Here is a 21,214-nt window from a genome sequence, read left to right as displayed (position 1 = left end):
CGATGGACCTGGGACTGACAGGACGCACGGCGCTGGTCTGCGGCGCCAGCAAGGGCCTCGGCTTCGGCTGCGCGCAGTCGCTGGCGCGCGAGGGCGTGGCCGTGACCCTGGTGGCGCGCGGTGCCGACGCGCTGGAGGCCGCGGCCGAGGCGCTGCGCCAGGCCACGGGCGCGGCGGTCGCCACCGTGGCGGCGGACATCACCACGCCGCAAGGCAGGGCGGCCGCCCTGGCCGCCTGTCCGGCGCCGGACATCGTGGTCACCAATGCCGGCGGCCCACCGCCGGGCGACTTCCGCGACTGGAACCGCGACACCTGGATCGCCGCGCTCGACGCCAACATGCTGGCGCCCATCGCCCTCATCCAGGCCACGGTGGACGGCATGATCGCCCGGCGCTTCGGCCGCATCGTGAACATCACCTCCGCCGCGGTGAAGGCGCCCATCGACATCCTGGGCCTGTCCAACGGCGCGCGGTCGGGGCTCACCGGCTTCGTGGCCGGGCTGGCGCGCCAGACGGTCGCGCACAACGTCACCGTCAACAACCTGCTGCCCGGCCCCTTCGAGACCGGCCGGCTGCGCGAGACGGCGCGCCGGTGGTCCCTGCAGAGCGGCAAGAGCGAGGAGACGGTGCTGGCCGAGCGGCGCGCGGCCAACCCGTCGGGCCGCTTCGGCACCATCGCCGAGTTCGGCGATGCCTGCGCCTTCCTGTGCAGCGCGCAGGCCGGCTTCATCACCGGGCAGAACCTGCTGATGGACGGCGGGTTGTACCCCGGCGTGTTCTGAGCGCCGGATCGGCTTTCGTCACGTCCATGTCCGCCTGTCACGCCCCGCATCGCCAGGCTCCGGCAACCCCCAACGTCTTTTCCCCAAGCTGGAGGCTTTCATGACCCCTTCCTTCGACCTCACGCTGCGCGGCGGCCGGGTCTGCAATGCCGATGGCTGCGTCGACGCCGATGTCGGCATCACGGACGGCCGCATCGCCGCCATCGCGCCGGGCCTGCCCGCGGGCCGCGAGGACGTCGACGCCACGGGCCGCTGGCTGCTGCCCGGCGGCATCGACAGCCACTGCCACATCGAGCAGCTCTCGGGCATGGGGCTGATGTGCGCGGACGACTTCTACTCGGGCACCGTGTCCGCCGCCTTTGGCGGCACCACGACCATCCTCTCGTTCGCGGCGCAGCACCGCCACGACAGCATCCCGCAGGTGCTGGAGGACTACGGCCGCCGCGCACGCGAGAAGGCCGTCATCGACTACGGCTTCCACCTGATCCTGACGCGGCCCGACGACGAGGCACTGCAGATGCATCTGCCGCAGGCCATCCGCGACGGCATCACCTCGCTGAAGGTCTACATGACCTATGACCTGCTGCGCCTGGACGACCACGCGCTGCTGGACGTGCTGGCCACTGCCGGCCGCGAGGGGGCGATGGTGATGATCCATGCCGAGAACCACGACATGATCCGCTGGATCGCGCGGCGCCTGCTCGACCGCGGCCATGTGGCGCCGAAGTTCCATGGCGTGGCGCACGACCCGCTGGCCGAGGCCGAGGCCACGAACCGCGCCATCCAGCTGTCGCGCCTGCTCGACGTGCCGGCGCTGATCGTGCACGTGGCCGGCGCCGAGACGGTGGAGGTGCTGCGCAAGGCGCGGCGTCTGGGCGCGCAGGTGCATGCCGAGAGCTGCCCGCAGTACCTGTTCCTGGAAGCGTCGGACGCCGACCTGCCCGGCGTGGAGGGCGCGAAGTTCTGCTGCAGCCCGCCGCCGCGCGACAAGGCCTCGCAGGAGGCCGTGTGGGCCGGCCTGCTCGACGGCACGCTGGGCATCTATTCGTCCGACCACGCGCCCTACCGCTTCGACGAGGCCGGCAAGCTGCCCAAGGGCGAAGCCACCACCTTCAAGGAGATGGCCAACGGCGTGCCGGGCATCGAGCTGCGCATGCCGCTGCTGTTCTCGGAGGGCGTGATGAAGGGCCGAATGGGCATCGAGCGCTTCGTCGCGCTAACGTCCACCAACCACGCGCACATGTACGGCCTGGCACCGCGCAAGGGCGCCATCGCCGTCGGCGCCGACGCGGACATCGCCATCTGGAACCCGGCCCGCGAGGTGCAGGTGACGCATGCGATGCTGCACGACAACGTGGGCTACACGCCCTACGAGGGCATGCGCCTGACGGGCTGGCCCGAGGACGTGTTCAGCCGCGGCCGCAGCGTGGTGCGCGGCGGCGAGCTGCGCGCGCAGCGCGGCTCGGGCCAGTTCATTTCCCGGGGCCGGCCCCTGCCCCCGGAGGTGCCGCGTGCGGCACCGGGCGGCCGGGGCGCCTTCAGCGCGCTCATCGGCCTCGAACGCGGCTGAGTGAGCAACCCGGGCGCCGGCGCGGCGACCGGGCGGCGTGCCGCGTTCACCCCTTGTCAGGTCGCGTAGATGGCCTCGACGCTGCGGAAGCCCTTGACCTCGATCGGATTGCCGAAGGGGTCGCGGAAGAACATGGTCCATTGCTCGCCCGGCTCGCCCTCGAAGCGCACCTGGGGTGCCAGCACGAAGGCGGTCTGCGCCTGCCGCAGGCGCTCGGCCAGGGCCTGCCACTCGGGCAGCAGCAGGATGATGCCGAAGTGCGGCATGGGCACCATGTGCTGGCCCACCACGCCCGTGGGTGCGGTGGCGAAGGGCGTGCCGAGGTGCAGCGAGATCTGGTGGCCGAAGAAGTCGAAGTCGACCCAGGTCTGGGTGCTGCGGCCTTCGCGGCAGCCGAGCACGCCGCCATAGAAATGCCGGGCGGCGTCCAGGTCGGTGACGTTGAAGGCGAAGTGGAAGATCGAAGGCAGTTGCATCATGGTCGTCGGATTCTGGATCCCGTGGCTCAATCCAGCGTGGCGCCGGAGTGCCGGATGGCCTCGGCCCAGACCGGCCGCTCCTTTTGGGCCAGGTCGAACAGATCCTGCCGCGGGCCGACGTGCACGTCGTAGGCCTGCGCGTCGAGCTGCTGCTTCACGGCCGGCGTGCGCAGCGCCTTGTTGAAGGCCGCGTTCAGCACGTCGAGGATCTTCGGGTCCACGCCGGCCGGTGCCACGTAGCCGTTCCAGGCCACGGCCTGGTACTTGGGCAGGCCGCTCTCGGCCAGCGTGGGCAGCGTCGGAAGGCGGCTGTCGCGCGCGGCGCCGGTAACGGCCAGGGGCACGATCTTGCCGGTCTTCAGGTGCGGGGCGATGGAGGTCGTGTTCTCGAAGACCAGGTCGACTTCGCCGCGCAGCAGGGCCAGGTCGGCCTCGACGCCGCCCTTGTAGGGGATGTGCACGATGGCCAGGCCGGCCATCGACTTGAACATCTCGGCGCTGAGGTGGCCGGTGGTGCCATTGCCGCCCGAGGCCACGGTGAGCTTGCCGGGGTTCTTGCGGGCCAGGGCGATGAGGCCGGCGACGTCCTGCACGCCCAGGTCGCTGCGCACGGCCAGCACGTTCTGCACGGAGCCCGTCAGCGCGATGGGCGCGAGCTGCCGGTCGGCGTCGTAGGGCAGCTTCTTGTAGAGCGACTGGTTGATGGCCAGCGTGGCCACGTTGGCGTAGCCGATGGTGTAGCCGTCCGCCGGCGCGGCGATCAGCGCCTGCGTGCCGATGATGCCGGAGGCGCCGACGCGGTTCATCACCACCACCGGCTGGCCCAGATCGCGGCCGACGGCCTCGGCCAGCAGGCGCGAGACGATGTCGGGTGTGGTGCCGGCGGCAAAGGGCACGATGAGCGTGACGGGTTTGTCGGGAAAGGCGGCCAGGGCCTGGCCGGCGAGTGCGAAGGCGGCGAGCGTCGCGGCCAGGGCGCGGCGCAGGGCGCGGTGGGGCAGGGTGCGGGAGAAGTGGGGGAACGACATGGGGGAATACTTTTCAAAACGATCCGGCGGGGCGCCGGGGGGAAATTCGACTCAGGCGTCCTGCCGCGCCATCACGTCCTGCAGCACGGAAAGGTCCACGTTGCCGCCGGACAGCACCAGGACGGCCGGGCGACCGTCCAGCCGCAGGTGGCCGGCCAGCAGTGCGGCCAGGGCGACGCTGCCGCCGGGCTCGACCACCAGGCGCAGCTCTTCGAGCGCGAAGCGCATGGCGCGGGCCACCTCGGCATCGGTGACGGCGACGGCACCGGCGAGCAGCGGCTGGTTGATGGCGAACGGCAGCTCGGCCGGCGTGGCGGCCTGCAGCGCATCGCACAGGCTGCGCGCATCGGCCGCATTGCTTTCGCGGCGGCCGCTGGCCAGCGAGCGGACGGTGTCGTCGAAGCCGGCCGGCTCCACGGCGATGCGGCGCGTCCAGGGGCTCAGGGCGTCCAGCGCCAGGCAGCAGCCGGCCATCAGGCCGCCGCCGCCGCACGGGGCTGCGAACAGGCCCAGTTCGGCCCGGGCGTCCGCGGGCAGGTCCTGCAGCGCCTCCAGCGCCACGGTGCCTTGCGCGGCCAGCACCTGCGGATGGTCGCCGGGCGGCACCAGCGTGGCGCCCGTGTCGGCCAGCAGGCGCAGGCCGATGGTCTCGCGGCTTTCCTTGCGGCGGTCGTAGTGAACGACCTTCGCGCCCTGGGCGAGTGCCTTCTCCACCTTGTTGCGCGGCGCATCGACCGGCATCACGATGGTGGCGGGCACACCCAGCTGGCGTGCGGCCCAGGCGATGGCCTGCCCATGGTTGCCGGTGGAATAGGCGACGACGCCGCGGGCGCGCTGCCCGGCATCGAGGGCGAGCAGGGCGTTGAAGGCGCCGCGCAGCTTGAAGGAGCCGGTGAGCTGCAGGTTCTCCAGCTTGAGCCACACCGGGCCGCCGGCAAGCGCATCGAGCGCGGGCCAGCGCAGCAGCGGCGTGCGACGCACATGCGGGGCGATGGCGTGGGCGGCGCGCAGCACGTCGGCGAAGCCGGGGACGTCCATCGCGCCCAGCAGCTCGTGCGTGATTTGCGCCGGCAGCGCGCCCGCGCGGGAGGCCACGGCGCTCATCGGGCGGGCTGCCACACGGGCGGCTCGGTGCTGCCCGTCTGGGTGGCGATGCGGGCGTAGGCCTCCAGCCGGCGATGCTGCGCGAAGTTGAAGATGGTCGTGCGGCCCAGCTCGCACATGGCGAGGTCGCAGTCCGCCACGACCAGCTCGTCGCCGCAGCTGGTGGCCATCGCCATGATCTCGCCCTGCGGGTTGACGATGACCGAGTGGCCCATCAGCTCGAAGCCGTCCTCGTTGCCGGCCTTGGCCACGCCGACGCCGAAGGTGGCGTTCTGGTAGCAGCCGGCCTGGATCGACAGCTGCGAATGGAAGTTGCGCAGATGGTTGGCCTCGAAGCCGCGGTTTTCCTGGTTCACGGCCGGCGTGTTGTAGCCCAGCATGACCAGTTCCACCTGCTGCAGGCCCAGCTCGCGCCAGGCCTCGGGCCAGCGGCGGTCGTTGCAGATGAGCGTGCCCAGGTTCACGTCGACCCCACCCACGGGGGCACGCACGACCGGAAAGCCCAGGTTGCCGACCTCGAAGTAGCGCTTCTCCAGGTGCTGCACCTTGCGCACCGTGGAGAACTCCTTGTGGCCGGGCAGGTGCACCTTGCGGTACTTGAGCACGATCTCGCCCGAGGGCGCGATGACGACTGCGGTGTTGAAGCGGCGCTTGCGCACCACGCCGGTCTCGTCGGCCTCGTGGGCGATCTCGCCATAGCCGAGGTAGCAGGTCAGGCCCAGGCGGCGGATGGCGTCGAACACCGGCTGCGTGGCCGGCGAGGGCAGCGAGGGCTCGAACCAGGCATCGGCCTCGTCCAGGTCTTCCACGTACCAGCGGGGGAAGAAGGTGGTGAGGGCCAGTTCGGGAAACACCACGACCTGGGCGCCGCGATGGTGGGCCTGCTCCAGCAGCCGCACCAGGCGGGCGACGACGACGTCGCGGCCTTCGGCCTTCTGGATGGGGCCGAGCTGGGCGGCGGCCACGGTGATCACACGTTTCATGGAGAGCGCATGGAGGATTGGGAGTGGCGCGATGCTCGGCGCCGCGGCGTGCCCTGGCAAATGCGCCACAGCCGGCGCCCGCCGTGCGCCCGGGCTGCGGCGCATGCCCCAAGTCGTTGATGCAAAAGGAAAAGCCGGCGCGTGGCGCGCGGCGGTGGTCGAATTCGATAGCCGCCGGTTATGGGCCGCCGCCAAAAGATGATGCGCGGGCGCCCTGTGCTCAGGCCTGCTGCGCCAGGGTGCGCAAGGGCAGGTGCTCGCCCGGATGCTCCGGCAGCGTGGGCGCCAGCGCCGCGTCGCGTCCTTCTTCCTTGAGCACCCGGCGCAGCGTCGCCAGGAACTCCTTGGCCATGGCCGACAGCGGCGTGGCATTGGCATGGATCAGGTAGATGCGGTGCGACAGCATCGGCGCCAGGGGCTTGAGCAACACGCCGTCCTGTTGCGGCCGGCGGGCGCCGAAGGCCTCGACCAGCGCCACGCCCACGCCTGCGCGCACCAGGCCCATGGCCTCGGGGGTCGAGCGGATCTCGACATGGGCGCGCATCGTCAGCCCGGCCGCCGCGAAGAAGTCGCTGGTGAGCCGGCCGAAGGGCGTGTTCGGCCCGTAGCCGATGAGGGTCTGGCCCGCCAGGTCGGCCACGCTCACCGATGTGGCCGGCGCCAGCGGATGCTTCTCGGGCACCGCGCACTGGATGAAGCCATGGCCGATGGCCTGCGACGAGGTGTTGGCGCTGGAAGGCGGCGGCATGGACGAGATCGCCAGGTCGGCATGGCCCAGCAGCACGTGCGGCAGCAGCGAGTCGAAGGGCAGGGGCCGGTACTTGATGCGCACCTCGGGGTAGCGCGCCCGGAAGCGGCGGATGGCCACGGGCATCAGCCACTCCGCATAACTGGGGCTGCACACCAGCGAGAGTTCGCCGTGCGTGCCCGCCGCGAGGTCGGCCGCCAGCGCATTGAAGCGCCGTACCCCTTCGATGATGCCCTCGACCTCGGAGAAGAGGCGCTGCGCCTCGGGCGTCGGCTGCAGGCGGCCGCGCACCCGCTCGAACATCAGCATGCGCAGCCGGCTTTCGGCGGTGGCGAGCACCCGGCTCACGGCCGGCTGGGACACACACAGCATCCGCGCCGCCCCGCTGAGGGAGCCGGCGATCATGATGGCGTGGAAGACTTCGATCTGCCGCAGGTTCAGCGGCACGGGAGGAGCGGGCAGGGCGGAGGACATGGGCGGCAAGGACCGCACGGGCGGCCAGGGGACGGCAGACGCAAGGAGCAGGCCATCCGGCGGCTGGACGACCGGCCGTGCCCCTGCCGCCCGTGCGGACCGGGCCACCGACACGGTGCGGTCATGCACCGGCGGCGGGCGCCCGGTGGCATCTGGGGCTTGCCCGGAGTGCGCCCGAATTGGTTGAGGGTTAAATTAAATGGGCCGTTGCCGTGGCGCCGATCTTGCTATCGGTCAAGCCACTGCTGCATCGATCGCAGCGCGTCCAAACCCGCCGGCCACCGGCTCTGCGCGACACGAGGCCCGCCATGAACCCCACTGCCAGTGCCTTCTTCACCCGCCCGCCGTCGGCGCCCCTGCCGGCGACGCGGCCGCTGCGGCCCTTCTTCGCCTCGGCCGATCTCGAAGAGACGCGGCTGCGCGTGGGCAGCGTGATGAAGCCGCACCGGCTCGACGTGGCCGGCCGCGCGCAGCGCCTGGATGCGCGCATGCACCACGCCAGCTTCGGCGACGTGTCGCTGAGCCTGCTGGCCTATGGGGCGGAGGTGGAGATCCAGCCCGGTCCGCTGGAGGATTTCTTCCTGGTCCAGATGCCGCTGGCGGGGCGCGCGCAGGTCGACAGCGGCGGTCAGCACAGCGACTCGGGCCCGCACGAGGCCACGGTGCTCAGCCCGAGCGAGGACACGGTGATGCGCTGGTCGGCCGACAACCAGCAGCTGATGGTGCGCGTCTCGCGCGCGCTGGTGGAGCGCACGCTGGCGCTGCAACTGGGCCGCGCGCTCGACGCGCCGGTGCGCTTCCAGCTGGGCTTCGGCTGGCGCGACAACGCCATGTGGATGCACCTGCTGGGCTACCTGCAGGAGATGATGGCGCAGGACATCGACCTGTCGCAGCACCGCCTGGTGAGCCAGCAGGTGGGCCAGCTGGTGGCGGCCACGCTGCTGTCGGTGCAGCCCCACAGCCACAGCCATGCGTCGCCTGCGCGCTGCAACACGGTGCTGCCGCGCCATGTGCGCCGCGTGCAGGACCACATCCAGGCGCATGCGCACGAGCCGCTGTGCGCCGACCAGCTGGCCGAGGTTGCCGGCGTGAGCGTGCGCAGCCTGTACGCCGGCTTCAAGGAATTCCTGGGCGTGAGCCCCATGCAGTACCTCAAGGACCTGCGGCTGGAGCGGGCACGCGCCGAACTGCTGGGCGGCAGCACCCATGTGGCCGGCGTCGCCCTGCGCTGGGGCTTCGGCCATCTGGGGCGCTTCAGCGCCGACTACCGCGCGCGCTTCGGCGAGTATCCGAGCGAGACGGTGCGGCGGCATTGAAGGCAGGCACGCCCGCCGCGTCGCTCAGGATGGCCGTTGGCCACTGGGCCGAGTCGCGCTCGCCCCGTGGGCTGCAACGCAGCTACGGTGGGGTTTGACGGATTGCCCTCCGACACGGTGAAGCACCTGGAGGACAAGCTGTGGGAGCTGCGCATCCGAGGCAAGGACGGCATTGCAAGGGCGATCTACCTGACCGCGGTCAGGCGGCGGGTCGTGATCGTCCGGGTCTTCGTCAAGAAGACCCAGAAGACACCGAAGCACGAACTGGAATTGGCTCGGCAACGGGCGAAGGAAGTCGAATGACCAAGCTGAAGGACCTGCACGGGAAGTGGTCCAAGGACCCGGCATATCGGGAAGCCTACGACGCACTGGAGGAAGAATTCGCCCTCGCCGAGGCCATCGCGGAGGCGAGGGCGGCGGCAGGGCTCACGCAGGCCGAAGTGGCCGAACGCATGCAAACGACGCAGAGCAATATTGCGCGCATGGAAGCCGGCCGGAGTTCGCCATCCACGCGAACGCTGGAGAAGTTCGCCCACGCAATCGGGGCCCGGCTCAAGATCAGCTTTGATCCGGTTCGGTCCCGATGACGCCGAGGAGCGCCTGCCATGGGAAACATGGCGTCAATGGATAGCTGGCGGCGGAACAGCGTGGCGAACGCACTGCGCTCGAGCTGAGCGCGACCTGGGCGCGGCTGCGGGCCTCAGGCCGCCAACCCCGTGAACCGCCCCCCATGGAACACCAGCGGCGCCGTCTCGCTGCGCGCCACGCGCAGCACGCGACCCACCAGCAGATGATGATCGCCCGTCTCCCGATGGTGGTCGCTGGCGCACACCAGCGTGGCCGCCGCGCCCGCGATGGCGGGGACGCCCTCCGGCGCTTCCGTGATGGCGGTGCCCGCGAACTTGTCGAGGACCGCCGGGTTGGCGAAATGCCTGGCCAGCGCTTCCTGTTCGCAGCCCAGCACGCTGATCGTGAAGTGCGCGCAGTCCCGGAAGGCCTGCAGGCTGGGCGAACGGTTCACCAGGCTCCACAGCACCAGCGGCGGCTCCAGCGACAGCGAGGCGAAGGAGTTGATGGTGAGGCCCACCGGCCGGCCGTCGGCCGTGCGGGTGGTCACGATGGCCACGCCGGTGGGATAGCAGCCCAACACCGTGCGCAGCAGGCGCGGGTGCAGGGCCTCGTCGTTCCAGGGTGGCTGGGCGCTGTCGGGCGCCGCATCATTGGCCGCCATCGTGGGGGCAAGGGCGACGGCGTTCATTCGGCCAGCCTCGGAATGGCCGGCACGGCCTGCTCGGGGCCCATGGCCGAATAGCCGCCGTCCACCGCGTAGTCGGCGCCGGTGACGAAGCTGGCGCCCTCCGACAGCAGGAAGGCCACCACGTTGCCGACTTCCGCCGGGTCGCCCACGCGGCCGAGCAGGTGGTAGGCGGCCGCCACACGGTCGGTCTTGGCGCGGTCGCCCTGGGTCAGCTCGTCCATCACCCGCGACCAGGTCCAGCCCGGCGACACGGAATTGACGCGGATGCGGTCGGCCGCGAAATCCATCGCCATGCTGCGCGTGACCTGCACCAGCGCCGCCTTCGACACCGGATACAGCCAGCGCCCGGTCTGCGCCACCTTGGCCGAGATGCTGGTGAAGTTGACGATGGCGCCGCCGCCGGCCTGGACCAGGTGCGGGCGCACCGCCCGGGCGGCCATGACGGCGCTGACCACGTTCACGTCCAGTGCGGTGAGCCAGTCCTGCCGGCCCGATTCGGCGCCGCCATCCAGGTAGGTGCAGGCCAGGTTGACCAGCCCGTCGATGCGGCCGAAATGGGTGGCGACCTCGGCCACGGCCTGGGCCAGCGCGTCGTCCTTCGTCACATCCACCGGCCAGAAGCGGGCGCGGTCCTCCTGGCCGGCCACGGCGCGCGCGCCGCCCGCCTCATCGATGTCGAACACCGCCACCTTCGCGCCAGCCTGCAGGAGCACCTGGGCCACGCCCGCGCCGATGAGGGTGGCGCCGCCGGTCAGCACGATGACCTTTCCGTCCAAGCGATGCATGTGAGTTGCCTTTCATCCGTGATGTCGGCGCCGCAGGTCGGGCTCTGCGAGCCCGACCCGGCGCGTGGATGAATGGTGCGGCGCCCGTCCCCGCGGGCCTAGCCGCGCACGGCGGTGGCTATCCGCAGACTGCGAACACTTGGCTGCGGCCTGGACAGCCAGCCCGGCCACGGAAGCAGGCCGGAGCTTGCCTGGGCCCAGGCGGCTGCGATGCCCCAAAGCAGAAAGCCGGCATGCTTTCGCATACCGGCTTCCGGATTGCCCGAAGGCATCCGCCCTGCGCCTTGCCCGCTGACAACGGGCGCCGCGCCGGGCGGCGGAGGTCTTTTACAGACCGGCCTTGCGGTAGACCGACAGGCTGCCCTGGGTGTACTGCGTCGGGATCGTGCTGTTCACGAAAGCCTTGGAGTCCAGGTTGGCGGTCGGGTTGTGGGCAGCGGCCACGGCTTCGGCCTGCACGGCGGCACGGCTGCGGGGAGCGGCCGGAGCGACGGCGACTTGCTGGCCGACGTATTCCAGGTTCTGCTCGGCGCGAGCGGCTTGCACGCCTTGGGCGTTCACTTCGGCGCGGCTGAAGGCCGACACGGGGGCGACGACGCCTTGGTATTCCTCGGCGCTGGCGCCGGAAACGGCGGCGAACGACAGGGCGGCGAGGGCGATGATCTTCGAGGTCTTGGTCATGATTTTTCTCCTGTAGGCAGGCATTGCGTTGAACAGAGCTGGCAAGGCACCCGCCTCGCCGGCTTCGGGTCTGCGTTCAATCGCTGGCCCGTGAGATGAATTGTGGACCCAAGATCTAGGGAAAACCCTTGTCTTTGACGAACGTCACGTTCACGCCAGCGAAACAATCGCGGCGTGATTACCTACGTCGTTGCATCGGTAGAACTCTGCGCGTGACCCCCGGAACGGCGGCCCGCGGCGTAGGGGTTGCGCTGCGAAGCGTGTCTCAGATGTGGGCGAGCGCGAGGCCGCCGATCACCAGGCCCAGCCCGGCCACCCCGAACATGCCCCACTCCAGCCAGCGCTTGCGGGTGAGCAGCGCGATGGCGGCCAGGGCGATGGAGACCTGCAGCGCGGTGGTGGCCTGGGCCCAGCGGTGGTGCTCGTGCAGGGCCGCGTCGGAGCGGTGGTCCCAGTCGTCGGCCTCCTTGTCCAGCTTCTGGGCGGCCAGCTGGATCTCGGCCTTCTCCTTGTCGTAGCGCGTCGCCTTTTCCTGCATGGCCGGCTTGCGGTCCTCGGGCGACAGGTCGCGCGCGAACTCGGCCAGCGCCTGCTTGGTGCTCTTGGCCTGGTAGTAATTCCACTGGTTGGCGGCTTCGGTGCGCTTCATGCCGGCGTTGTTCTTGTAGAGGCCGGCATTGGCCTGCGTCAGCCCGCCCATGTAGGCAAAGATGGCGCCGACCGTGGCGATCACGGCGGTGAAGACGGCCACCTCGTTGGTGATGCTGCGCTGCTTCTTGGCGGCGGCGGCATGCTCGGCCTCGTGTTCGGCGGCATGCTGGAGTTCGTGGTCGTGCGGACCGTGGACGTGGAAACCGGAAGAGGACATGGCGGAAGGCGTGCGTTCTTGGAGGTGTTGGACGCCGCCGGATGGCAGCGACCGGGATGATCCCAGCCTTCGATGAACGCACGCCGTACGGCCGGCGCCGACCCCGCCTAGAGCGGGATGCGGAAAGCCTGGGCCGCCTTGAGGTCGGGCTGCACGCCCAGGCCGGGCTTCATCCCCAGGTGCACGGCGCCTTCTTCCAGCGCGAACACCGGCGTGGCCAGCAGGTCGCGCAGCGGGTTGGGGTTGGCATCCACCTCCACATGGCCCGGCCCGCCCACCGCCGCCTTGAGGTGGAAGGAGGCCGTGAGGCCGATGCCGGCCCCGAGCCAGTGCGGACAGAAGCGCTTGCCCTGCGCCAGCGTGCGCCGGCCCACGGCCAGGCAGCCGCTGAAGCCGCCCCATTTGCCCAGGTCAGGCTGGATGATCGACAGGCCCTCGGCGCCGATGTGGGCGTCGAAGGCGTCCAGGCCGGCCAGGTTCTCGCCACCGGCCAGCGGCAGCGGCTGCTCGCGCGCCAGCCGGGTCCAGTCGGCCAGCGGCGTGTCGGCGCGCACGGGCTCCTCCAGCCAGCCGAGGTCGTGGCGCGCCATGCGGCGGCCGGCCGCGATGGCCTCGTCCAGGTCCCAGGCCTGGTTGGCATCGACCATCAGCGGCGCCGCGGGGCCGATCACCTCGCGCAGGGCAGCCAGGTTGGCCTCGTCGCGCTCGGCGCCGAAGCCGACCTTGAGCTTGAAGGCACGGTAGCCCTCCGCGCGCTTGGCCGCTGCCAGCTTCTCGGGCGCCGTCGGGTTGAGGCCCGAGGCATAGAGCGGCACCGGCGCAGGCGCCGCCAGGTCGGGCGCGAGCAGCTTCCACACGGGCAGGTCGTGGCGGCGGCCCAGCAGGTCCCACAGCGCGATGTCCAGGCCGGCCACGATCTGCGCCAGCGGGCCGGGCTCGCCGCACTGGATGGCCAGCACGGCCAGTTTGGCGCTGAGCGTCTCGAAGCAGTGCTGCGGGCTCGTCCACTGCGGCCCGCAGGCCAGCGGCGGCAGGTAGGTCAGCGCCATGCGCGCGCGGTGCTCCGCGCCCACGGTCGGAAAGTTGCACCAGACCTCGCCCCAACCCTCGGCGCCGTCGTCGGCGATGGCGCGCAGCAGCAGGGCCGGCCGGTCGCGCATGATGCCGAAGGAGGTCTGCACCGGCGGATCGGCCGGCGCGCGGAAGACGAAGGCCTCGATGCGTTCGAGGCGCAGATCGGTCGCCGCTGCCGTCATCCCGCGTAGGCCAGGCAGAACTCGCCCTCGGCCTTGAGCGTGTCGAAGGCGCTGTAGTCGGCCTGCCAGGCGTTGCCGGCGCGCTCGGTGAGGGCGGCCAGTTCGGCCAGCGTGGCCGTGCCTTCGCGGCGCAGCTGGGCCTCGAAGCCGGCCAGGTCGGGGAACTGCTGCAGCGCCTCCCACCACACGGCGCGGCCGGCCAGGAAGCCATGGGCGCCCGCCGCGTAGGCGTACGCCATCACGCGCAGGAACTGCTTGGGCGTGACACCGGCCGACAGCATCACCCACGGGATGCCGGCATCGCGGCAGATGCCGCCCATCTGGTCGAACAGGGCCTGGGCCTGGCGCGACTCGGCACTGTCGCCATGCGCCGGCAGGCTAGCGCCGGGCAGCGGGCTTTCGAGCTTGAACAGGTCCACGCCGTAATGCGGCTTGGCGAACTCGCGCACGCTGTCGAGCACCAGCTCGGGCAGCTTCTCGGGCGACTCCACATAGTCGGTGGTGTGGCGCTCGCTCTTGGGAAAGGGGTAGACCAGCAGCTCCAGCACCAGCGGGATGTCGTGGATGCGGCACTGCTCGCCGATCTCGGCCACGTAGCGCTGCTGGTGGGCCACGATGTCGGCATCGGCATCGGGCCGGTACCAGGCCAGCACCTTGACGCCGTCGCCGCCGGCGCGCTTGATCTTCTCGACGCTCCAGTCCTTGATCGAATGCGACAGGCGGCCGCCGGGCTGGTCGCGGAAGCGGTGGTCTTCCAATGTCACCACCAGGCCGGTGTGGGCCGGCAGCTTCTGCAGGCCCGCCGGGAAGGCGTAGTTGGGATCGAACAGCATGGCGCTGGCATGCGGGCCCAGCACGTCCACCAGCACGCGCTTGACCGCGACCATGTCGGCGAAGGCCACGTCGGCCGGGGCGATGCCCTGCTTTTTGGCGATGAGGCTGGCGATGGGCGGGCGCTGGTCGAGCGCCACCATCGTGAAATGCCCGGCGGGCGTGGCCATGCGGCGCAGGCCCCATTGCTTGCCCAGACGGAGGTTGTTCGCCATGTTCAGTGCTCCTGGATCTCTTGAAGGAAGGTGAGTGCATCGCCCAGCCGGGGCGCGCCCGAGCGGCCTCCGGCCTGCCGGCACTTGAGTGCCGCGGCTGCGGCGGACAGACGGAAGGCCTGCGCCGGTGCCAGTCCGGCACCGAGGGCGAAGGCGAGGGCTCCGTGGAAAACATCGCCGGCACCGGTGGTGTCCACCGCGTCGACGGCAAAGGCGGGCAGCGTCTGCAGGGCGCCGGCTTCGTCCAGCCAGGCCACGCCGCGTTCGCCCAGGGTCACGGCGGCCAGCCGACAACCGCGCGCGCGGGCCACGCCCAGTTGTGCGTGCAGTGCGCCGCCGCCGCTGTAGGCGGCGAGCGCGGGCTCCGAGAAGGCGGCCACATCGGTGTGCGGCAGCAGCTGGTCGAAGACCCAGGGTTCGGCCATGTCGCCGTCGAGCACCGAGGGCACGCCGTGCCGGCGGGCGGCCTGGAAGAGGGCGAGCGCGCCCTCGGGCCAGCGTGGGTCGGCCAGCACCGCCTGGGCGCCGGCCACCGCGTCGAGCGGCAGCCAGGTGGGATCGGCCGGCAGGCCGTCGCCGCGGAAGTTGACGATCATGCGTTCGCCGCGGCCGTCGACCACGATGCCCGAGACCGAGGAGCGGGCCCCGTCGAAGAGCCGGAACTGCGCCACGTCCACGCCGTCCCGCGCCAGTTCGTCGCGCATGGCGCGGCCGGCGCTGTCGTCGCCGGCACGGCCCCAGAAGCGCGCGTCGGCGCCCAGGCGGGCGGCGGCCACCGCCGCATTGGCGGCCATGCCGCCGCCGCCTTCGCGAAAGTCGCCGGCGCGGGTCTTGCCACCGCCCGTAGGCAGGGCGTCCACCCCCCAGGTCAGGTCGAAGGCCGACAACCCCAGGCAGATCACCACGGGCCGCGCCGCGCGCAGCGCATCGGGCAAGGGGGGCAGGGCGTTCACCGCAGCACGTCCCCGGTGGCGGCGTCGAACAGGTGCACCTTGGCTGGGTCGAAGCCCAGCGCGATGGGGGCGCCCGCGTTCACCGCCAGCTCGGGCGCCACGCGCGCCACATGGCGCTTGCCGTCGAAGTCGAAGTACACCAGCGTGTCCGAGCCCAGCGGCTCGACCACGCTCACGGTGGTGCGCAGCGGGCCCTCGGCCTGCGCCAGCAGGTGCTCGGGGCGGATGCCCAGCACGGCCCTGGCGCGGCCGGCCGCGAGCATCGGCTGCAGCCGCTCGGCGGGCATCGCGAGCAGGGTGCCATCGGCCAGGCACAGGCCGCCGGCTTCCACGCCCACGTCGAAGAAGTTCATGGTGGGCGAGCCGATGAAGCCCGCCACGAACTGGTTGGCGGGCTGGCGGTACACCTCGTCGGGCGTGCCGAACTGCTGCACCACGCCGGCCTTGAGCACCACGATGCGGTCGGCCATGGTCATGGCCTCCACCTGGTCGTGGGTGACGAAGATCATGGTGGTCTTGAGCTGCTGCGACAGCGCCTTGATTTCGGTGCGCACCTCGCCGCGCAGCTTGGCGTCCAGGTTGGACAGCGGCTCGTCGAAGAGGAAGACCTTCGGGTTGCGCACCATCGCGCGGCCCATGGCCACGCGCTGGCGCTGGCCGCCCGACAGGGCCTTGGGCTTGCGCTGCAGGAAGGGCTCGATGTGCAGCAGGCCGGCCGCGCGCTGCACGCGGCGGTCGATCTCGGCCTTGTCCATGCCGCGCATCTCCAGGCCGAAGGCCATGTTCTGGTAGACGCTCATGTGCGGATAGAGCGCGTAGTCCTGGAACACCATGGCGATGTCGCGCTGCGCGGGCGGCACGTCGTTGACGCAGGTGTCGCCGATGTAGAGCTCGCCGCCGTCGATGGGCTCCAGCCCCGCGATCACGCGCAGCAGGGTGGACTTGCCGCAGCCCGAGGGCCCGACGAAGACGACGAATTCCTGGTCCCGGACCTCCAGGTCGATGGCGGGCACCACGGTGATGTCGCCGTAGCGCTTGGTCAGGCCTCGCAGATGGATCGCTGCCATTCGCGTCGCCTCAGGAAAAAGCCAGCAGCGGCTTGACCAGCTCGCCCGCCACGAAGCGGCCGAACATCTCGGGCAGCTGCGCGATGCCGAACTGCGCGTCCACCAGCTGGCGGTAGCGCGCCTTCTCCTTGCGCAGCAGCTCCACGTTGAGCGCGAAGTCCGACTTGGGGAAGTAGAAGGTGCGCACCATGTAGAAGTCCTTGCGGCGGATGGCCGGCGTCTCCTGCACGGGCCAGGGGGCATCGCTTTCGCCGATGAGGATCAGCACGCCACGCGGCAGCACGATGTTCATGCCCAGCGAGCGCGCCGCATGCGAGCCGCTGCACTCGACGATGAGCTTGAAGCGCTTGCTGTTGTCGCCCACCGGGTGCCGGCGCGCGCCGAAGGACTCGGCCAGTTGCAGGCGCTCCTCCTTCAGGTCGGACACGTAGACCTCGGTGTAGCCCAGGTTGAGCAGCGCCACGATGGCGCCCATGCCCACCGGACCCGCGCCCGTGACCAGCACCGGCCCTGCGCCCTGCGGCGGCACCAGGTTCTGCACGAAGCGGATGCCGTGCGCCGCGGTGCCGATGGTGTCCAGCAGCAGCGGCGCCAGTTCGTCCTCGATGTCGTCGGGCACGGGCAGCAGGCACTGCTCGGGCACGGCCAGGTATTCGGCGTAGCCGCCCGGGCGGTTCCAGCCCACCAGCACCGACTCGTTCAGGCACATCTGCGTGTCGCCGCGGCGGCAACTCTCGCAGTGGCCGCAATGCACCGGGATGTAGACCAGGCAGCGCCGGCCGTCGAGCGCATGGCCCGGCTGCTCGACCACGCCGAAGATCTCGTGGCCGGGCGTGAAGGTCGCGCCCTTGATCCAGAGCTTGGTGTCCGAGCCGCACAGCGCCGTGCGGCGCACGCGCAGGAGCACCTCGCCGGCGGCGGGCACGGGACGTTCGATGTCGGCGACCGTGATGGTCTTGTCGCCATGGAAGACAGCTGCTTGCATGAGGTTGGCTCCTAGCCCTTGACGGCACCGAGCGCGAGGCCCGACACCAGACGGCGTTGCACGAAGAAGGCGAGCACCAGCGGCGGCAGCGCGATGAGCGTGGCCGCGGCCATGAGGGCGCCCCAGTTGGAGGCCCCCTCGCCGATGAAGTTGAACGAGGCGGCGATCAGCGTCTTGGTGTCGCCGTTGGACAGCACCAGCGCGAAGAGGAAGTAGTTCCAGGAAAAGACGAAGGCCAGGATGGCCGACACCACCAGCCCCGGCATCACCAGCGGCAGGGCGATGCGCCACAGGATGCGCGGCACGCTGCAGCCGTCCACCTGCGCGCTTTCCAGCACGCTGCGCGGGATGTTGTCGAAGAAGGGCAGCAGCACCCAGATGACGATGGGCATGGTGATGACCGCATGCGTGACCACCAGCGCCGTGTAGGTGCCGATCAGGTTCAGCTCGCGGAACATCACGTACCACGGCAGCAGGAAGAGCGTGCCCGGCGCCATGCGCGCCAGCAGCGTGACCGTGGCCGGCCAGGTGATGCGCGTCCACGACACCGCGAAGGCCGCCGGCACGCCCAGCACGATGCCGATGACCGTCGAGCCGATGGTGATGACCAGGCTGTTCCAGGTGTAGTGGGCGAAGGGCGTGGTGCCGAAGAGCTGGCGGTAGTTGTCCAGCGTGGGCGTGAAGAACAGCTTGGGCGGGTAGGCCGTGACCTCGGCGGAGGGCTTGAAGGAGGCCAGCACCATCCAGGCGATGGGCGCCAGGATGATCAGGCCCACCAGCGCGATCTGCAGCGCGTTCAGGCGGCGGATGAGGGCGTCGTCGTGCATGCGTGTCTCCTCACCAGGCGACGCGCTTGCGCGCCTGGGTCAGCACCACCACGGCGCCCAGCACCAGCGTCGAGAGCGTGATCATCAGCGCGCTCGCATAGCCGATCTCGAAGAACTCGAAGCCCTTGCGGAAGCCGTAGATGTTGAGCGTGTTCGAGGCATTGCCCGGCCCGCCCTGGGTGGTGATGTAGATGATGTCGAAGAAGCGCAGCAGGTCGACGCTGCGCAGGATGGCGGCCGTGACGATGGTGGGCATCAGCAGCGGCAGCGTGATGCGCCAGAAGGTCTTCCAGCGCGAGGCGCCGTCGATCTGCGCCGCCTCGTATACGTTGGGCGGCAGCGACTGCAGCCCGCCCAGCACGATCAGCGCCACGTAGGGCGTCCATTGCCAGGTGTCGATGAAGGCGACGGTGGGGATCACCCACTGGGGCGACGCCAGCCAGTCCGAGCGCGGCAGGCCCACGCTCTCCAGCAGCCAGTTGGCCGCGCCGATGGACGGGTCCAGCACCACCAGCCACATCATGCCCACCACCACCGGCGGCAGCACGAAGGGCGAGATCATGAGCGTGCGCACGATGCCCGAGAGCTTCTTGGACGAATGCAGCAGCAGTGCGACGTAGGTGCCCAGCACCAGCTGCAGCACCAGCGAGAGCACGTACAGCACCAGGGTGATCTTCAGGCCGTTCCAGAACTCGCCGTCCTGCAGCATGAGCAGGTAGTTCTGGCCGTAGTTGAGCGTGGCGCTGCCGCCGAAGCTGAACTCGTGCAGGCTCAGCCAGATCGTGTAGGCGAAGGGAAAGGCGATCAGCGCCAGCGTGAAGATCACGGCCGGCGTGGACAGCATGTTCAGCTGCCGGCGGGTTCCGATGGATTGGCTCATGGGAAGGTCCTCATCCGGCCAGGAAGCCGCCGTCCACCGCCAGCACGGTGCCGGTCATGTAGTGGGCGGCCGGCGAGGCCAGGAAGAGCGCGCTGCCCGCGATGTCGGTGGGCTGGGCCCAGCGGCCCTGCGGAATGCGCGCGCGGATGCGTTCGTAGTGGGCCGCGTCCTGGCGGCCTTCGGCGTTGATCGGCGTCTCGACATAGCCGGGCGCCACCGCGTTGACACGGATGCCCTCGGCGGCCCAGGCCAGGGCCAGCGACTTGGTGAGCATCACCACGCCGCCCTTGCTGGCGCAGTAGGCCGGAATCCACGGCAGCGCCGCGAAGGCGTTCATGGAGGCGATGTTGACGATGCTGCCGCCGCCAGCATCGCCATGCGCCGCGAGCAGCGGCTTGCAGGCCGTGCACAGGCGGAAGGTGCCGGTGAGATTGACGTCCAGCACGCGCTGGAAGGTCGCAACCTCGAACTCCTTGAAGCGCGCCAGGATGCCGGCGCAGTTGACCAGCGTGTGCAGGCCGTCCAGCTCGCCCACCAGCCGCGCCACGTCGTCGTCGCGGGTCACGTCCAGCGTGGTCAGGCGCAGGTGCGCGGCAGGCTTCAAGGTGGACGCCGCCAGCGCGGCGTCGTCCACGCCGGTGGCGACCACCTCGCAGCCGGCGTCGGCGAAGGCCTGCGCGATGGCGCTGCCGATGCCGCCCGCACCGCCCACCACCAGCACGCGGTGGCCCGGCGCGAAGGCGAAGGGGCTCCCGGCCGCCCGCGGGCGGCTGTCTTCGGCGATCGTGTCCATCAGTCCTTGGCGATCAGGGCGTCGAGCTGCTTGTCGGCGTCGGCACAGGCCTGGGCGACGGTCTTCTGGCCCAGCAGCAGTTCGTTCACAGCTTGGCCCACGTATTCGCGCGAGGCCGGGTTGGCCACGATGGGGTAGCCCACTTCGGAGGTGCCGGTCTTGCCCAGTTCGCTGACGGTGGCGGCCCATTCGCGGCGCACCGGCTCGCCGTCCATCCAGGCCTTGTAGTCGGCGCCGTTGGCGACCGAGGCGCGCGGCGGCGCCACGCCGTCCAGCGCCAGCTTCTCCTGCACGGCGCGGCTGGTGGCCCACTGCACGAAGTACCAGGCGGCTTCCTTCTTCTTGCTGTAGGCCGAGACGGACATGGTCCAGCCGATCACCGTGGGGCGCGAGCCGCCGGGGCCGGCGGGCAGCACGGCGATGGCCGTGTCCTTGAGGCGGGCGCCGCCTTCCATCACGCTGCGCAGCTCGTTGGAGGACTCGAAGGCCATCGCCGCCTTGCCCTCGCGGTACAGGCTGCTGATCTGATAGAAGCTGTAGTTCACCACGCCACGCGGGCCGTAGTCCTTGAGCAGCTTGGCATACAGGGCCAGCGACTCCTGGCCCGGCTTGCTGCACAGCTGCGACTTGCCGTCCTTCATGTAGTCGCCGCCGAAGTTGTGCAGGAACACGCTGTAGCTGAAGGGCAGGGCCGGCTTGAGGCCGCGCGAGACGAAGGGCGTCACGTCCGGCTCGCAGCTCTTGAGCTTGGCGGCCACGCCTTCGAGTTCCGGCAGGCTCTTGGGCAGCTGCACGCCGCACTTCTGGAACAGGTCCTTGCGGTAGTACAGCACCGGCCCTTCGATGTTGAGTGGCACGCCCATCACGCGGCCGTTGTAGCTCGCGTCCTTCACCAGGCCGGGGCTCAGGTCGGCGAAGTCGTAGCCGGGCGCGGCGGAGGTCTTGATGAGGTCGGTCAGGTCGGCATACCAGCCGGCCTTGGCGAACTGCAGGCCCTCGCGCGAGGGCAGGGACATGAACAGGTCCACCTCGTCGCTGCGCGAGTTCATCACCGTCACCATGCGCTGGCGCATCTGCTGCTCCTGGTAGCTGTCCACCTTGAGCGTCATGCCGGTCTGCTTCTCGAAGTCGTCCTTGTGCTTGAGCAGCGCCGCCGCCACCGGGTTGTTGTTGGCCAGGAAGGTGAGGGTCGTGCCCTGGTACTTCTTCCAGTTGAACTCCTGGGCGCCCGCCGTGAGCGACAGCGTGGCCAGGGCGACCGTGCCGAGCACGGCGATGGGACGGTGGATGGAACGCATGGATGTCTCCTTGTTCTGTCGGCCATGCCGACG

General features: G+C 70.4%; 23 protein-coding genes. 5 read left to right on the top strand and 18 right to left on the bottom strand.

All coding sequences use genetic code 11. The features are described from left to right. Window positions 1–2: 2 nt before the first annotated feature. Both L0984_RS24325 and hydA read left to right on the top strand, forming a co-directional pair. On the top strand, window positions 3–782 hold the full coding sequence (locus L0984_RS24325; RefSeq protein ID WP_234196920.1) for an SDR family oxidoreductase: 780 nt from the start codon (window positions 3–5) through the stop codon (window positions 780–782). A gap of 100 nt (window positions 783–882) precedes the next feature. Then, window positions 883–2,352 (top strand): dihydropyrimidinase, encoded by a 1,470-nt coding sequence (hydA, locus tag L0984_RS24320; protein WP_234196919.1) that lies wholly within the window; start codon window positions 883–885, stop codon window positions 2,350–2,352. 56 nt (window positions 2,353–2,408) lie between these two features. On the opposite strand, the gene L0984_RS24315 is transcribed toward hydA, so the two are convergent. The 5 genes from L0984_RS24315 to L0984_RS24295 all read right to left on the bottom strand — a co-directional run bounded on the left by L0984_RS24315 (window position 2,409) and on the right by L0984_RS24295 (window position 7,168). After that, window positions 2,409–2,822, bottom strand: coding sequence for a VOC family protein (locus tag L0984_RS24315; protein ID WP_234196949.1), 414 nt, complete (start codon window positions 2,820–2,822; stop codon window positions 2,409–2,411). 35 nt (window positions 2,823–2,857) lie between these two features. Beyond that, window positions 2,858–3,859, bottom strand: coding sequence for a Bug family tripartite tricarboxylate transporter substrate binding protein (locus L0984_RS24310; protein WP_234196918.1), 1,002 nt, complete (start codon window positions 3,857–3,859; stop codon window positions 2,858–2,860). A 51-nt stretch (window positions 3,860–3,910) separates the two neighbouring features. After that, the gene (locus tag L0984_RS24305) at window positions 3,911–4,963 is read right to left on the bottom strand and encodes a threonine ammonia-lyase (RefSeq protein WP_234196917.1); all 1,053 of its coding nucleotides are present in this window, start codon (window positions 4,961–4,963) and stop codon (window positions 3,911–3,913) included. Continuing rightward, window positions 4,960–5,946: an N-carbamoyl-D-amino-acid hydrolase gene (locus tag L0984_RS24300; RefSeq protein WP_234196916.1), complete on the bottom strand. Its 987-nt coding sequence runs from the start codon at window positions 5,944–5,946 to the stop codon at window positions 4,960–4,962. Before L0984_RS24300 ends, L0984_RS24305 begins: the two co-directional genes overlap by 4 nt. A gap of 220 nt (window positions 5,947–6,166) precedes the next feature. Beyond that, window positions 6,167–7,168, bottom strand: a complete 1,002-nt coding sequence (locus tag L0984_RS24295) for a LysR substrate-binding domain-containing protein (RefSeq protein ID WP_234196915.1) — start codon at window positions 7,166–7,168, stop codon at window positions 6,167–6,169. 308 nt (window positions 7,169–7,476) lie between these two features. Here L0984_RS24295 and L0984_RS24290 point away from each other — a divergent pair, with 308 nt between their 5' ends. From L0984_RS24290 to L0984_RS24280, 3 genes are all read left to right on the top strand, one after another. Further along, the gene (locus tag L0984_RS24290; RefSeq protein WP_234196914.1) at window positions 7,477–8,484 is read left to right on the top strand and encodes an AraC family transcriptional regulator; all 1,008 of its coding nucleotides are present in this window, start codon (window positions 7,477–7,479) and stop codon (window positions 8,482–8,484) included. Window positions 8,485–8,550: 66 nt separating this feature from the next. Further along, entirely contained in the window at window positions 8,551–8,787 is a 237-nt protein-coding gene (locus L0984_RS24285) for a type II toxin-antitoxin system RelE/ParE family toxin (protein WP_234196913.1), read from the top strand. Beyond that, window positions 8,784–9,071, top strand: a complete 288-nt coding sequence (locus L0984_RS24280; protein WP_234196912.1) for a helix-turn-helix domain-containing protein — start codon at window positions 8,784–8,786, stop codon at window positions 9,069–9,071. Before L0984_RS24285 ends, L0984_RS24280 begins: the two co-directional genes overlap by 4 nt. Before the next feature lie 113 nt (window positions 9,072–9,184). Here the strand turns inward: L0984_RS24280 and L0984_RS24275 are convergent, their stop codons facing one another. From L0984_RS24275 to L0984_RS24215, 13 genes are all read right to left on the bottom strand, one after another. Beyond that, window positions 9,185–9,715 carry a flavin reductase family protein gene (locus L0984_RS24275; protein ID WP_234196948.1) on the bottom strand — a complete coding sequence of 177 codons (531 nt, stop codon included), beginning with the start codon at window positions 9,713–9,715 and terminating at the stop codon, window positions 9,185–9,187. Window positions 9,716–9,738: 23 nt separating this feature from the next. Next, window positions 9,739–10,527 (bottom strand): SDR family oxidoreductase, encoded by a 789-nt coding sequence (locus tag L0984_RS24270; protein ID WP_234196911.1) that lies wholly within the window; start codon window positions 10,525–10,527, stop codon window positions 9,739–9,741. Between the two features lie 327 nt (window positions 10,528–10,854). Further along, window positions 10,855–11,208, bottom strand: coding sequence for an alpha/beta hydrolase (locus L0984_RS24265; protein WP_234196910.1), 354 nt, complete (start codon window positions 11,206–11,208; stop codon window positions 10,855–10,857). Window positions 11,209–11,473: 265 nt separating this feature from the next. After that, complete coding sequence (locus L0984_RS24260) at window positions 11,474–12,076, bottom strand: DUF4337 domain-containing protein (RefSeq protein WP_234196909.1); 603 nt, start codon at window positions 12,074–12,076, stop codon at window positions 11,474–11,476. A 107-nt stretch (window positions 12,077–12,183) separates the two neighbouring features. Then, window positions 12,184–13,332 (bottom strand): mandelate racemase/muconate lactonizing enzyme family protein, encoded by a 1,149-nt coding sequence (locus tag L0984_RS24255; protein ID WP_234196908.1) that lies wholly within the window; start codon window positions 13,330–13,332, stop codon window positions 12,184–12,186. Next, window positions 13,329–14,378 carry a tagatose 1,6-diphosphate aldolase gene (locus L0984_RS24250; protein ID WP_234196907.1) on the bottom strand — a complete coding sequence of 350 codons (1,050 nt, stop codon included), beginning with the start codon at window positions 14,376–14,378 and terminating at the stop codon, window positions 13,329–13,331. The genes L0984_RS24255 and L0984_RS24250 overlap by 4 nt, the downstream gene beginning before the upstream one ends. A gap of 2 nt (window positions 14,379–14,380) precedes the next feature. Then, window positions 14,381–15,331 carry a PfkB family carbohydrate kinase gene (locus tag L0984_RS24245; protein ID WP_234196906.1) on the bottom strand — a complete coding sequence of 317 codons (951 nt, stop codon included), beginning with the start codon at window positions 15,329–15,331 and terminating at the stop codon, window positions 14,381–14,383. Continuing rightward, window positions 15,328–16,398: an ABC transporter ATP-binding protein gene (locus tag L0984_RS24240; RefSeq protein ID WP_234196905.1), complete on the bottom strand. Its 1,071-nt coding sequence runs from the start codon at window positions 16,396–16,398 to the stop codon at window positions 15,328–15,330. The genes L0984_RS24245 and L0984_RS24240 overlap by 4 nt, the downstream gene beginning before the upstream one ends. 10 nt (window positions 16,399–16,408) lie before the next feature. Continuing rightward, window positions 16,409–17,383 carry an alcohol dehydrogenase catalytic domain-containing protein gene (locus L0984_RS24235; protein ID WP_234196904.1) on the bottom strand — a complete coding sequence of 325 codons (975 nt, stop codon included), beginning with the start codon at window positions 17,381–17,383 and terminating at the stop codon, window positions 16,409–16,411. Between the two features lie 11 nt (window positions 17,384–17,394). Continuing rightward, on the bottom strand, window positions 17,395–18,210 hold the full coding sequence (locus L0984_RS24230) for a carbohydrate ABC transporter permease (protein WP_076506249.1): 816 nt from the start codon (window positions 18,208–18,210) through the stop codon (window positions 17,395–17,397). Window positions 18,211–18,220: 10 nt separating this feature from the next. Next, a complete protein-coding gene (locus tag L0984_RS24225; RefSeq protein ID WP_234196903.1) occupies window positions 18,221–19,090 on the bottom strand; it encodes a carbohydrate ABC transporter permease in 870 nt (289 codons plus the stop codon). A gap of 10 nt (window positions 19,091–19,100) precedes the next feature. Then, window positions 19,101–19,883 carry an SDR family NAD(P)-dependent oxidoreductase gene (locus tag L0984_RS24220; RefSeq protein WP_234196902.1) on the bottom strand — a complete coding sequence of 261 codons (783 nt, stop codon included), beginning with the start codon at window positions 19,881–19,883 and terminating at the stop codon, window positions 19,101–19,103. Continuing rightward, window positions 19,883–21,181: an ABC transporter substrate-binding protein gene (locus L0984_RS24215; RefSeq protein ID WP_234196901.1), complete on the bottom strand. Its 1,299-nt coding sequence runs from the start codon at window positions 21,179–21,181 to the stop codon at window positions 19,883–19,885. Before L0984_RS24215 ends, L0984_RS24220 begins: the two co-directional genes overlap by 1 nt. Between the last annotated feature and the right edge of the window lie 33 nt (window positions 21,182–21,214).

Origin of the sequence: Pseudacidovorax sp. NFM-22 (assembly GCF_021401245.1) — a bacterium.
Lineage (GTDB): Bacteria > Pseudomonadota > Gammaproteobacteria > Burkholderiales > Burkholderiaceae_C > Xenophilus.
This window is presented reverse-complemented; position numbering and strand designations above follow the sequence as displayed.

What these genes read in the sequence shown, in the direction of transcription:
- L0984_RS24325 (WP_234196920.1), top strand. Translation starts at nt 3, where the DNA reads ATGGACCTGGGACTGACAGGACGCACGGCGCTGGTCTGCGGCGCCAGC.
- hydA (WP_234196919.1), top strand. Translation starts at nt 883, where the DNA reads ATGACCCCTTCCTTCGACCTCACGCTGCGCGGCGGCCGGGTCTGCAAT.
- L0984_RS24310 (WP_234196918.1), bottom strand. Translation starts at nt 3,859, where the DNA reads ATGTCGTTCCCCCACTTCTCCCGCACCCTGCCCCACCGCGCCCTGCGC.
- L0984_RS24305 (WP_234196917.1), bottom strand. Translation starts at nt 4,963, where the DNA reads ATGAGCGCCGTGGCCTCCCGCGCGGGCGCGCTGCCGGCGCAAATCACG.
- L0984_RS24300 (WP_234196916.1), bottom strand. Translation starts at nt 5,946, where the DNA reads ATGAAACGTGTGATCACCGTGGCCGCCGCCCAGCTCGGCCCCATCCAG.
- L0984_RS24295 (WP_234196915.1), bottom strand. Translation starts at nt 7,168, where the DNA reads ATGTCCTCCGCCCTGCCCGCTCCTCCCGTGCCGCTGAACCTGCGGCAG.
- L0984_RS24290 (WP_234196914.1), top strand. Translation starts at nt 7,477, where the DNA reads ATGAACCCCACTGCCAGTGCCTTCTTCACCCGCCCGCCGTCGGCGCCC.
- L0984_RS24280 (WP_234196912.1), top strand. Translation starts at nt 8,784, where the DNA reads ATGACCAAGCTGAAGGACCTGCACGGGAAGTGGTCCAAGGACCCGGCA.
- L0984_RS24275 (WP_234196948.1), bottom strand. Translation starts at nt 9,715, where the DNA reads ATGGCGGCCAATGATGCGGCGCCCGACAGCGCCCAGCCACCCTGGAAC.
- L0984_RS24270 (WP_234196911.1), bottom strand. Translation starts at nt 10,527, where the DNA reads ATGCATCGCTTGGACGGAAAGGTCATCGTGCTGACCGGCGGCGCCACC.
- L0984_RS24265 (WP_234196910.1), bottom strand. Translation starts at nt 11,208, where the DNA reads ATGACCAAGACCTCGAAGATCATCGCCCTCGCCGCCCTGTCGTTCGCC.
- L0984_RS24260 (WP_234196909.1), bottom strand. Translation starts at nt 12,076, where the DNA reads ATGTCCTCTTCCGGTTTCCACGTCCACGGTCCGCACGACCACGAACTC.
- L0984_RS24255 (WP_234196908.1), bottom strand. Translation starts at nt 13,332, where the DNA reads ATGACGGCAGCGGCGACCGATCTGCGCCTCGAACGCATCGAGGCCTTC.
- L0984_RS24250 (WP_234196907.1), bottom strand. Translation starts at nt 14,378, where the DNA reads ATGGCGAACAACCTCCGTCTGGGCAAGCAATGGGGCCTGCGCCGCATG.
- L0984_RS24240 (WP_234196905.1), bottom strand. Translation starts at nt 16,398, where the DNA reads ATGGCAGCGATCCATCTGCGAGGCCTGACCAAGCGCTACGGCGACATC.
- L0984_RS24235 (WP_234196904.1), bottom strand. Translation starts at nt 17,383, where the DNA reads ATGCAAGCAGCTGTCTTCCATGGCGACAAGACCATCACGGTCGCCGAC.
- L0984_RS24230 (WP_076506249.1), bottom strand. Translation starts at nt 18,210, where the DNA reads ATGCACGACGACGCCCTCATCCGCCGCCTGAACGCGCTGCAGATCGCG.
- L0984_RS24225 (WP_234196903.1), bottom strand. Translation starts at nt 19,090, where the DNA reads ATGAGCCAATCCATCGGAACCCGCCGGCAGCTGAACATGCTGTCCACG.
- L0984_RS24220 (WP_234196902.1), bottom strand. Translation starts at nt 19,883, where the DNA reads ATGGACACGATCGCCGAAGACAGCCGCCCGCGGGCGGCCGGGAGCCCC.
- L0984_RS24215 (WP_234196901.1), bottom strand. Translation starts at nt 21,181, where the DNA reads ATGCGTTCCATCCACCGTCCCATCGCCGTGCTCGGCACGGTCGCCCTG.